The organism is Alienimonas chondri, from assembly GCF_013036045.1.
Classification (GTDB): Bacteria; Planctomycetota; Planctomycetia; order Planctomycetales; family Planctomycetaceae; genus Alienimonas; species Alienimonas chondri.
The window spans coordinates 1-10,943 of record NZ_WTPX01000154.1 but is presented as its reverse complement, the minus strand read 5'-3'; the positions used below and the strand labels follow the sequence as shown (position 1 = coordinate 10,943).

11 protein-coding genes and 1 tRNA gene are annotated in these 10,943 nt (G+C 67.9%); 6 read left to right on the top strand and 6 right to left on the bottom strand.

What is annotated here, in order from left to right; all coding sequences use genetic code 11:
• Positions 1–132: 132 nt before the first annotated feature.
• Both LzC2_RS17720 and LzC2_RS17715 read right to left on the bottom strand, forming a co-directional pair.
• Positions 133–816 carry a TlpA family protein disulfide reductase gene (locus LzC2_RS17720; protein ID WP_171189361.1) on the bottom strand — a complete coding sequence of 228 codons (684 nt, stop codon included), beginning with the start codon at positions 814–816 and terminating at the stop codon, positions 133–135.
• 94 nt (positions 817–910) lie between these two features.
• Positions 911–1,534, bottom strand: coding sequence for a thioredoxin family protein (locus tag LzC2_RS17715; protein ID WP_171189359.1), 624 nt, complete (start codon positions 1,532–1,534; stop codon positions 911–913).
• 293 nt (positions 1,535–1,827) lie between these two features.
• Here LzC2_RS17715 and LzC2_RS17710 point away from each other — a divergent pair.
• Together LzC2_RS17710 and LzC2_RS17705 are read left to right on the top strand one after the other, a co-directional pair.
• Positions 1,828–1,901 (top strand) — tRNA-Pro (locus LzC2_RS17710).
• A 245-nt stretch (positions 1,902–2,146) separates the two neighbouring features.
• Entirely contained in the window at positions 2,147–3,013 is an 867-nt protein-coding gene (locus tag LzC2_RS17705; protein ID WP_171189358.1) for a pirin family protein, read from the top strand.
• A 64-nt stretch (positions 3,014–3,077) separates the two neighbouring features.
• Here the strand turns inward: LzC2_RS17705 and hmpA are convergent, their stop codons facing one another.
• Complete coding sequence (hmpA, locus tag LzC2_RS17700) at positions 3,078–4,340, bottom strand: NO-inducible flavohemoprotein (protein ID WP_171189355.1); 1,263 nt, start codon at positions 4,338–4,340, stop codon at positions 3,078–3,080.
• A gap of 148 nt (positions 4,341–4,488) precedes the next feature.
• Here hmpA and LzC2_RS17695 point away from each other — a divergent pair, with 148 nt between their 5' ends.
• The gene (locus LzC2_RS17695; protein WP_171189354.1) at positions 4,489–4,905 is read left to right on the top strand and encodes an Rrf2 family transcriptional regulator; all 417 of its coding nucleotides are present in this window, start codon (positions 4,489–4,491) and stop codon (positions 4,903–4,905) included.
• Positions 4,906–5,010: 105 nt separating this feature from the next.
• Here LzC2_RS17695 and LzC2_RS17690 read toward each other — a convergent pair whose 3' ends face one another.
• Positions 5,011–5,952, bottom strand: a complete 942-nt coding sequence (locus LzC2_RS17690) for an NAD(P)-dependent alcohol dehydrogenase (RefSeq protein ID WP_171189353.1) — start codon at positions 5,950–5,952, stop codon at positions 5,011–5,013.
• A gap of 267 nt (positions 5,953–6,219) precedes the next feature.
• On the opposite strand from LzC2_RS17690, the gene LzC2_RS17685 reads away from it, so the two are divergent.
• Positions 6,220–6,972 (top strand): DUF2490 domain-containing protein, encoded by a 753-nt coding sequence (locus tag LzC2_RS17685; RefSeq protein ID WP_206678778.1) that lies wholly within the window; start codon positions 6,220–6,222, stop codon positions 6,970–6,972.
• Positions 6,973–7,245: 273 nt separating this feature from the next.
• On the opposite strand, the gene LzC2_RS17680 is transcribed toward LzC2_RS17685, so the two are convergent.
• Both LzC2_RS17680 and LzC2_RS17675 read right to left on the bottom strand, forming a co-directional pair.
• Positions 7,246–7,560, bottom strand: coding sequence for a hypothetical protein (locus tag LzC2_RS17680; protein WP_171189351.1), 315 nt, complete (start codon positions 7,558–7,560; stop codon positions 7,246–7,248).
• 340 nt (positions 7,561–7,900) lie between these two features.
• Positions 7,901–8,101, bottom strand: coding sequence for a cold-shock protein (locus tag LzC2_RS17675; RefSeq protein ID WP_171189349.1), 201 nt, complete (start codon positions 8,099–8,101; stop codon positions 7,901–7,903).
• A 271-nt stretch (positions 8,102–8,372) separates the two neighbouring features.
• On the opposite strand from LzC2_RS17675, the gene cax reads away from it, so the two are divergent.
• Together cax and LzC2_RS17665 are read left to right on the top strand one after the other, a co-directional pair.
• Positions 8,373–9,692, top strand: a complete 1,320-nt coding sequence (gene cax / locus LzC2_RS17670) for a calcium/proton exchanger (protein WP_171189348.1) — start codon at positions 8,373–8,375, stop codon at positions 9,690–9,692.
• A 231-nt stretch (positions 9,693–9,923) separates the two neighbouring features.
• The gene (locus LzC2_RS17665; protein WP_171189346.1) at positions 9,924–10,766 is read left to right on the top strand and encodes a hypothetical protein; all 843 of its coding nucleotides are present in this window, start codon (positions 9,924–9,926) and stop codon (positions 10,764–10,766) included.
• Positions 10,767–10,943: the final 177 nt, after the last annotated feature.

Here is a 10,943-nt window from a genome sequence, read left to right as displayed (position 1 = left end):
CCCTCACCCCCGGCCCCTCTCCCCCAAAAAAGGGGAGAGGGGAGTACATGCAACGCTCCTCGCTCCTCAAATAAGTAACGCGGAGGGTCTGCGGACCCTCCGCGTTACGGAGTGCGAAACGCGCGTCGAACGTCAGCCCTCCAGCGAGTCGGCGACGGCGGCGTCGAGTTCGGCTTCGGCGTCCGGGCCGCCGCCGATGATGCGGGCGGCCTCGTTGCCCTCCGCGTCGAAGACGATCAGGGTCGGCAGGGCGGAGACGCCCAACGCTTCCCATGGCTCGGAGTCGCCGCCGTCGTCGGTCCGCACGTTCGTCAGGGCGCCGGCGCCGACTTCGGTCAGGAACTCATTGACCGCGGCCTGCTCTTCTTCGGTGTTGAAGGCGAGGGAGATGACCGTCAGCCCGTCGTCCGCGTGCTTCTCGGCCAGGGCCACGGTGTGCGGGAATGCTTCGCGGCAGGGCTGGCACCAGTCCGCCCAGCAATCGACCAGCACCGGACCGTCAGCCTCGTCGATGAGCGTGCGGAACTCCTCGTAGCTGACCGGGGTCGCGGAGACGGGTTCGGCGTTCATCGCCCCCGCTTCGGGGGTCGCGTCGCCGTCCAGCTCCGCGCTGCTGGCCGTGTCCGGACCGCTGACCGTGCCGGCGTCGCCGGGGTCCAGCGAGCGATTCACCGCGCCGTCCGGCAGCGGCGCCGTGCCTTCCGTCGCCTCGACGCTCTCTTCGTCGTAGGGAGAACTGTCCGCGCAACCGGTCAGCGTCAGCGGAACGAGAACGAACGCCGCGGCGAGCGACGGGGCAAACGGGAAGCGAGGCATCGGAGGGCGATCGGACGGAGGTCGGGATAATCAGTTAGCCGTCCTCTTCAAGAGGACGGCTAACAAAGCTCAAGCAGGACGGATCGCGAGGCGATCACTCGTAGACGATGCCGCAGCCGACCTGCCGCTTCTCGGTGACGGCGACGTCCTTGCCGGCGAGGACCGCATCGACGGCGTCGCGGACGTAGGTCTCTTCCGGGGCTTTGGCGGCCCGCCAGCTGTCGTCCCAGGCGCCCATGTAGCGGACCGTGCGGTCCGGTCCCAGCACGAAGGACTGCGGGGTGACGGAGGCGCCGTACGCCTTGCCGATCGCCTGCGTTTCGTCGCGGAGGTAGGGGTAGTTGATGCCCTCCGCCTTGACCCGTTCCGCCATCTCGGGGAGCGCGTCTTCCGGTTCGGTGGAGACGGAGATCGCGACCACGGAGACGCCCTTGTCCGCGTATTCCTTGGCGAACGCCTTCATGCGGCCCTCATAGGCCTGGGCGACCGGGCAGTGGTTGCAGGTGAAGACGACGACGATCGCCTTCTGATCCTTGAGGTCGGCCAGCGACAGCTTCTTGCCGTCGGCGGAGGGCAGGTTCTCGAACGACGGAGCCTTGTCGCCGATGTCGAGCACCTCGTTGAATTCCGAGGCGGAGGCCGAATCGCCGGAGACGGCGCCCAACGTCAGAGCGAACGCGGAGGCGGCGAGGGAGCGAACGAACACGGAGCGAAGCATCCGGGGCATCCTACGAAAAACCGGGGGGGACGACGGCGCCTGATCGATCCGGGCGCCGGTGGGAGCCGAGGAGGCGCGCGGGCGAACCTGCGGCCGGTCGGCGGTGTCGGGCTATCGTACCGCCGGCCGACCGCGACACAACGGGTTGCGACGGTCAGCGTGACGACAGCGATCGCCTCAACCGAGGCGGTCGCCCCAAACCTGACGGTGAAGCCGGCGTTGACACTCTCAACCCGGTTCGCCAAACTCCGCCCCCGCCCGCCGACCCGACGGCGAAGCGGTGGATTGAAACACGGGATGTAGCTCAGCCTGGTAGAGCGCTACGTTCGGGACGTAGAGGCCGCAAGTTCGAATCTTGTCATCCCGACTCGCAAACGCCCGGCCGATCGGCCGGGCGTTTTTCGTGCGCCGCTCCCGCGGCGCCGAGGCGATCGGACCGTCGACGGCGGGGCGACGGGTGCCTTGATGGACGGGCTTGGCCCTGGTCACTGGCGGCCTGCCGACTGATCGGAACCTCGCGGTCGTCTATCATGCGTTGAAGCATGAGAGGCCTTGAGAGCAGGCTCCCTCACGTCTTCAATCCGCACGCACTCCCACGAAGGCGACAGCGAGATGAAATCGATCGAGCGACTGGTGCGGAACGTGCCGCAACACTGGGTCGGCGACGGGTTCCCGGTGCGAAGCCTGTTCTCGTATGCGGAGGGCGCCGCGTTCGACCCGTTTCTGCTGTTGGACTACGGCGGACCGCAGGAGTTCGCCCCGGCACAGAAAAAACGGGGCGTGGACGTGCATCCGCACCGCGGGTTCGAGACCGTCACGATCGTCTATCAGGGGGAACTCGAACATCGGGACTCCAGCGGCAGCCACGGGTCGATCGGTCCCGGCGACGTGCAATGGATGACCGCCGGCTCCGGGCTGGTGCACGAGGAGTTTCACAGCCAGCGATTCACGCGGGAGGGGGGCACGCTGGAGATGGTTCAACTCTGGGTGAACCTGCCGGCGGCCGATAAAAACGCCGCCCCCGGCTATCAGGAGATCGTCGACGCCCAGATCCCTCGCGTCCCGCTGCCGAACGACGCCGGCGTCGCCCGCATCATCGCCGGGGAGTTTTCGGGATCGAACGGCCCCGCCCAGACCTTCACCCCGATCAACGTCTGGGATCTGCAGGTGAAGGCCGGGCACGCCGTGGACCTCGCCCTACCGGCCGGGCATACCTCCCTGCTGATTCTGCAGAACGGCGCGGCCCGCGTGAACGAGACGGAGATGAGCGCCGTCGAGTTGGCGTTGCTCGATCGGGAGGGAGACGGCGTCGAATTGCGGGCGGAAACGGACGCCCGCGTGCTCGTCCTGACCGGCGCCCCGCTCAACGAGCCGGTCGTCGGTCAGGGGCCGTTCGTGATGAACACCCGCGAGGAGATCCGCGAAGCGATTCAGGACTTCCAAACCGGCAAGATGGGCCGCCTGCCGACGACGGAGTGAGCTGACGACGGAGTGAGCCGACGGAACGCCGCCCCCGCGTGGTCGCCCGGCCGTTCCCCGCCGGTCACGCAGCAAACGGACAGCCGGCGGTCGCGGGGGCGATCTCCGCTTTCGGGCCGAAGAACTCGTAATGCACCCGCTCCGCCGGGACGCCGAGCGCCGCCAGTTCGCCCGCCACGCTCCGCATGAAAGCCGCCGGGCCGCAGAGATAGAAGTCCGCCTCGTCGCAGGGCGCCCACTCGCTCAGCAGGTCGCGGTCGACGAACCCCGCGTCCGCCCCCGGCTCGTCGAGGTCGCCGTCGATCGGTTCGGAGTACCGCACTCGCGTCGTGATGTGGTCGTTCCCCTCGGCCAGCGCGGCGATCTCGTCGGCGAACGCCCGGGTCCGAGCGTTGCGGTCGGCCTGCAGGAGGTACAGCGGAGCTTTGACGCCTCGGGCGACCCACGCCTTCGCCATCGACAGCAGCGGCGTGACGCCGATTCCGCCGGCCAGCAGCACCACCGGCCGCTCGTCCCCCGTCGCCGAATCTCGCGTCGCCGGGTCCAGCGTGAACGTGCCGCACGGCGGGCCGATCTCCAGCGTGTCCCCCGCCCGCACGCCGTCGTGCAGTTGGTTCGAGATGAGACCCGCCGGCGCCTCGGGAGACAGGTTCGGCTCCCGCTTCACGCTGATCCGCAGATGATCCTGTCCTGGGCGGTCCGACAGGCTGTAGTTCCGGGGGGAGGTCGGCGTGGTCGGGTGATCGAGGTGCAGCGTGAGGTACTGCCCCGGCAGGAACTCCGGCGTGGCGCCGCCGTCCGCGGGCTTCAGATAGAACGAACAGACCACGTCGCTCTCCTCGACCACGCGGTCGACGGCGAACGTCCGCTTGCCGGCCCATCCGCCGGGGGCGGCGGCCTGCTGGGCGTAGAGCTTTTGCTCCTCCGCGATCATCAGATCGGCCAGGAAGGCATACGCCTCGCCGACGGCCGCCAGGACTTCGTCCGTCGCGGCGTCGCCCATCACCTCCGCAATGGCGTCGAGCAGGTGCTTCCCGACGATCGGGTAATGCTCCGGCTTCACGCCCAGCGAGGCGTGCTTGTGAACGATCAGTTCCACCGCCGGGCCGAGGACCGCCGGGTTGTCGATGTTCTGAAAGTAGGCGTAGATCGCCGACGCCAACGCCCGCTGCTGCCCGCCAGAATGCTGATGAGCCGCGTTGAAGAACCGGCGGACCTCCGGGTTCGCGGCGAACATCCGGTCGTAGAAAACCTTCGTGATCGTCTCCCCGTGCTCCGCGACGGCGGGGGTGATCTCACGAATGATTTGGAGGGTGCGCGGGTCCATCGTAGCCTGTGTTTCCAGCGTCTCGGCGGGGGAACGGTCCCCCGCCGAGCGTCGCACGAACGCCGACGCGGGAGACCTGCACCAATCTGTGCAGATTATTCGTACACGTCAAGGTGTACGTTTCCCGCGCGCCGAGAAGAATGGCCCCATGCTGTCGAAAACCGCCGAATACGCATTGCGCGCGGTCGTCTGTCTGGCCGACGGCGATCCGCTGTCGGCCGATGCGCTGGCGGAGCGCACGAAGGTGCCGCGGCGCTACCTGCACCGGGTGTTGCAGAGTCTCGCCGCCTCGGAGTTGATCGCCTCCCGCCCCGGTCCCGGCGGCGGCTACCGGTTCGCCGGGGCGCCGGAGGAGGTCACGATTCTCGACGTGGTCAACGCCGTCTCGCCGGTGGAGCGAATCCGCGAATGCCCGCTCGGACTAACTTCGCACACCGAACTCTGCCCGCTGCACGCGGAACTCGATAAGGCGTACGCCGCGACCGAAGCGGCCTTCGCCGGAGTCACGCTGCGAGCGCTGATGGACTCGACCAGCCCGATCGTCCCGCTTTGCGAAGCGGAGTGAGCGCCCCCCCGCTCGCCTGGAACAAGCGCGGCAGCCCGAGACGCAAGCCGAGGTGGTGCGACGTGGACCCCATCACTCGGCCTCGGCTCGCGCCTCGGGCTGCCGTCACGCCTCGACCGTCAGGATCAACTTTCCGCGGAAGCTGTCTTCCTCGATCATCCGGTGAGCCGCGGCGGCCTCGGCGAGGGGGAACTGGCGGGCGATCTCGACCTTCAACTTGCCGGCGTCGTACAGCGACAGCAGTTCGCGGAGATCCTCGTCCCGCGACTTCGCCAGCATGATCGTTCCCTGCCGCTCCAGCGGCCAGGTGATCAGCGAGACCGCGGCCCCCTTCAGGCTCGGTTCGGTCGAGACGTAGCGGCCGTCGTCCGTCAGCACGGATTTCGCTTCGCCGAACGAACTTTTCCCCGCGGCGTCGAACACGACGTCCCAGGTTTGATCCGTCTTCGCGAAGTCGGTCGCGGCGTAGTCGAGGAACTCCGCGGCGCCGAGGTCGCGGACGAACTGCTCGTTCTCGGCGCTGGCGACGGCGGTGACGATCGCCCCGTACGCCGCGGCGATCTGCACGGCGAACGCGCCGACGCCCCCGCTGGCGCCGTTGATCAGCGCCCGTTCGCCGGCCTGCAACTCGCCGTGATCCCGCAATGATTGCAGCGCCGTGGACCCGGCCAGCGGGATCGCGGCGGCCTCGTCGAAGGGCATCGCATCGGCGATCTTCGTCATGCTGCTCGCGGAGCAGACGGCCAACTCCGCGGACGCCCCGCCGTAGAGGTGATCGAGGAACGCCACGACCCGGTCCCCTTCTTGGAAGGTCGTCCGCTCGCCGGCGGAGACGACGGTTCCGGCCACGTCATAGCCGGGGATGCGGGGGAAGCCGCCCGGCAGCAGCCATTTCATCTCGCCTTTGCGAAGGCGGTAGTCGATTGGGTTGACGCTCGCCGCGGCCACGCGGATGAGGACTTCGTCGCCGCCGTACTCCGGCTCCGGTCGTTCCGCGAGCTGCAACACCTCCGGCCCGCCGTAGTCTCGATAGACGATTGCGCGCATGGGAACGACCTTTCGAGACGGACATCGGGGCGGCGGCGCGAGCGCGACGCCGCGGCAGTCCTACCCGAGGGCCGACAAACAGTCGGCGGGCAGATTCCCCGACGCCGCCCCCGGGACGACGCCGGCTCAACGCTCCCGTCCGTACGACCGGCCCCCGCCCCGCCGGGCCGGAGCGGACGCATCGAGGTTCGCTCACGCCGGGGCGGACGTCAGCCGAACCTCTGAACCAGTGTGAGTTCGCGACGTTCAGCCAGGGAAGGCGAAACGATGAGGGAGTGGTACTTCGGGCGGTTGGGGATCGTGACCGCCTCGCTGTTGTTGGCGGGACTCGTTTCGTCCCGCTCCGCCGAGGCCCAAACGCTCGACGACACCGGGCTGTGGTTCGCCGCGCTCACCAACGGCGAGGCCGACTTCTCGGACGAGGGGTCCACCCCCTGGCTCTACTGGTTCGACGGACATTATCGGCTGCGGGACGACGCCGACGGGTTCAACCAGAGCATCATCCGCCCCGGCTTCGGCCGGAAGATCACCGAGGACCAGACCCTTTGGGCCGGCTACGCCTGGGTCAACACGCAACCCATCAGCCGCGGCGGGTTCGACTCCGCCCCCGACGACATCAACGAGCACCGGTACTGGCAGCAGTGGACGTGGTCCCCTTCGGCCAGAGATTACCGCTTCCTACACCGCAGCCGATTCGAGCAGCGAACGATCGAAGGGAGCGGCGACGTCGCGCTCCGTTGGCGGCAACTGGCCCGCGTCCAGAAGATCCTGGACGCGGGATGCCCGCACCGCCCGGAGTGGTCCCTGATCGCTTGGAACGAAGCGTTCTTCAACCTCAACGACGCGGAGTGGGGCCCGCGGGCCGGGCTCGACCAGAACCGCGCGTTCTTCGGAGTCGGCTACAAACCGACCGCGGACGCCCCCGTCCGCACGGAGATCGGCTACCTGAACCAATTCACCAACGCTCAGGGCGGCACGGACGGGATGAATCACATCCTGTCCGTCAACTTCTTCTTTTGATCCACGCCCCGCCCGCCCCGGCGGGGGAAGCCGCCGGTTGCCGATGTGACAGTGCGTCCGATGGATCAGTGTAGCGCCGGTCTGTGAGCCCGAAGCGCAAGCGAGGTGGGGCGGTTCCGAGCCTCGCTTGCGCTTCGGGCTCACGGCGAACTTCACGGAGCGCCGCAGTCATTCGTGGAACGCGCTGGACCGCGACCGCGAAGGGCCGGCGCCGCGCACGAAAGCGCCCGGCTCCCGTCAGGGAGCCGGGCGTGTTGAAACAAACGCGGAGCGTCAGTTGTCGTCGGACTCGGAATCGTCGTCCGAGTCTTCCATGTCGTAATCCTCGTCGTCGAAGACCTCCCGCACCGGCTTCTCCGGGATGGGGGCTTCTTCGAGGACGTCGGCGCAGGCCGGGCAGATCTTCAGTTCGCGAATGATCTCGTGGCCGAATCCGCCGCGATCGATGACGCGGGTGCGGGCGCGGCCGCGGCGGCCCTGGACCTCAGCGGTGCGTTCCTCGTATTCCATCGGGCGCCGCTGCACGATCGCCGACCGCGTTTTGGTCCGCGGGGGAACGACGGTGCCACAGTTCTGACAGCGAAACATCAACAGCCTGGGGTTCGGACGGCGGGTCGTGCCGCCGAAAAGTTACGGGGAGGCCCGGCGAACGGCGAACCGTTGCGAGACCGGTGGGAGGGGAACGAGGCGTTCTGGTCGGTTCCGACGTGCGTCGCCGGGACGATGCATCGTCGGGGTTGCGCTTCGCCGGAACCGGCTCGGAAGGCCGAGCGGGGTCAAACGAAGACCGCCCCGCATCGCACCGGACGAACCGGGAGACGCGGGGCGGAGAGTCTATGGACCGGGAGCGTGTCCGTCGAGAGACTGAAACACGGAGACCCGGCCGATCCGTACGTTCGGGGAAGCGGTCGTCCGAAGACGACGGGCTTTAGCCGATCGGGCGGACGTTCTCGGCCCGGGGTCCCTTCGGGCCTTCGCCCTGGTTGAACTCGACCTGCTGGCCTTCGTAGAGCTCCTCGAAGCGAACGCCGTCGAGGTTGCTCATATGAAAGAACAGGTCTTTGCCGGTGCCGGCGTCGATAAAGCCGAAGCCTTTATCGGTCACCCGCTTGATCACACCTTCAGCCATCGCCACACGCACAGAAAACTTGAAGTGGGGCCGGCCGTGACTCCCGCGGACTCGCGGGACGGTAGGCCGCCGATGGGAACACTCTGCACGACCGTCGCCGCCGCGTCAACCGTGCGCGGAGGCAATTCGACGCTGCCGGAACCCAAAAAATGAGTTGCGTCCCCCGGGCGGGTTTCTCGCGGTCGGATCGGGCGGGTGTCCCGCGTTCGGATGGGGACGCCCCCCGGCCGCTTCGCTGGACACGCTGTTCATGAAAACGGACACACGTTTCATGGCCGAGCACGCACCGCCCCCCGCCGATCATGCACCGGGCGCCGACGCCTCTCGCCCGGCGACTCAGGGGGCTGACGCCCCCCGCTCCCCTGCGGATCGTAAACCCGTCGTTCCGCACCGCACGCGGCCGTTCTGGCAGACGTTGCCGAAGCTCGGTCTGCTGCTGGCGATCGGGCTGCCGCTCGTTTTCTACTTCCAGTTCGCCGCGGACCACGAGGCGCCCTCGACGGCCACCTGGCTGTTTATCGCCGCGGCGATGGCGATCCTGGGGACCGTCACGCTGATCGGCAAAGCGACGGAGGAGGTCGCTCTCTACGCCGGCCCGCTGTGGGGCGGCCTGTTGAACGCCACGTTCGGCAACGTGACGGAACTCATCATCGCCTTGTTCGCGCTGAATGCGGGCCTGTATGAGGTCGTGCGGGCCAGCATCACCGGGTCGATCCTCGGCAACCTCTTATTGGTGCTGGGGGCGGCGATGGTCTACGGCGGGACGAAGTACCCCACGCAGCGGTTCAACCGCACCGGCGCCCACGCCAATATGGGCATGCTGTGGGTCACGCTGCTGATCCTGACCGTCCCCGCGCTCGTGCATCTGGCGGCGGTGATTCCGGACCTCGATCCCTCGCTCGCCGGCGTGGAAGCGGAGGCGGCGGCAGAGGTCGCTGAAGACGCCGCTCAAGGCGAGAGCCTTCAGGAAGTCGCCGCGCAATACACGGACGAAATCAGCATCGCCGGCGCCGGCATCCTGCTGACGCTCTACGTCCTCATGCTCATCTTCAGCCTGCGGACGCACCGCTTCCTGCTGCGGTCGGACGAAGCGGAACACGAAGCCCCCGAATGGTCAATCGCCGTCGCCGCCGGCGTGTTGCTGGGAGCGACGCTGTGCGTGGCGTATCTCTCCGAAGCCTTCGTGCACGCCATCGACCTGTTCCGCGACAGCGGCACGTTGGAGATCAGCGAATTATTCCTCGGCGTGGTGGTCGTCGCGGTGGTCGGCAACGCGGCCGAAGGGATGGTCGCGGTGTGGGTCGCCCGGGAGAATAAAATGGAGCTGTCCTTCCAGATCGCGATGGGCAGCAGTCTTCAAGTCGCCCTGCTGGTCGCCCCGGTCCTGGTCTTCGCCAGCGGCTTCATGCACGGCTGGGGACCGGGCGAGTTGATGACGCTGGAGTTCAGTCCGTTTGAATTATTAAGCCTCGCCGCGGCGGTGCTGATCGCGGGGAACGCCCTGTCCGACGGGGAATCGAACTGGCTGGAAGGGGCGATGTTCCTGGGGATGTACCTCTTCTTCGCCCTCGTGTTCTGGTTCCATCCGTGATGGACGTGGGTTGAAGGGGAAAGGTTGAAGGTGGAAGGAAGTTGGAGTCAGTGCGGAGCGACACAGAGGGATCCACCAACCCGAAGCGTCAGCGAGGGCGTCGGCCGCAGGCTGACGTGCTGCGCACGCCGGATCCCTCGCTGACGCTTCGGGTTGATATGGGCGCTGGTTCGTCCCTCCTGCACCCTTCCCCCTGCGACCTTCCACCCGTTCCGTCCTAAACTGTTTGCGATGGAACCGCCCGAGACCGACGCCGCCCCCACGCACGGCCCCGGCGGACCGTACATCGAAGGCGTCTCGGATTATTGCGATCGCTGGTGCGAACGCTGCCCGCTGGCGGGGCGCTGCCGGTTGCGGGCCTTCGAGTTGGAACTGGGCGATCTGGCCGACCCCGCCGACACCGACGCCGACCGCCGCGCCCGTTTCTGGCGAGCGCTGAAGACGGTCTACGGCGTGGACGCCCGCGGCGAGTTGCACGAATCGGACGCCGCCACCGTGGATGAACTCTGGGAGGGCGAGGGGCCCGCCGCGACCTCCATCTATGAAGCCGCCGAGGCGGACGACTGGGACGGGGCCGCGGAGTGGGATGAGGGCGAGGAACCGGCAGACCCGCTGTCGTTCGCTGCCCGGGACTTGGCGGTCGATCTGCTGAAATGGCTGCGGGAACATGGCGAGGCGGCCCAGATCGCCTGCGACGCCGCCGCGGTGCACCCCAGCGGCGTCGCTCCGTCAGATGCCTTGGATGTGATTCGCTGGTACGGCGTGCAGTTGGGGCCGAAGCTCCACCGAGCCGCCCGCGCCGATGCGAGGGGAAGAGCCCGCGACCGGGCCGGCAGCGCCAAGGTGGCGTTGATCGCCGCGGAGCGGGCGTTCGGCGGCTGGACGGTCTTGCGGGACGTGCTCCCCGCGGCGTTCCCCGCCCGCCGGGAGGCGTTTGCCGCGGAGATCGCCGACTTCCAACGCCGCCTCGCCAGCCTGCGAGCCGCCATCGACCGCACGTTCCCCGCCGCGAGAACCTTCATCCGCCCCGGCTTCGACGACGGCACGTTGGAAGAGGAGATCGCCGACTCGTAGCGGCGGCGTTTAAAAGTCGAGCGCGTCCTTTTGCTCCCCTCTCCCTCAGGGAGAGGGGCCGGGGGTGAGGGTGGCGAACCCTCAACAGCGCTCTTCATAGAGCGGCGAACGACACCGCAGAAGAGCGTGGGAACCTTGAACGGCAACCGAGCGATTTCAGCCCCCTCACCCCCGGCC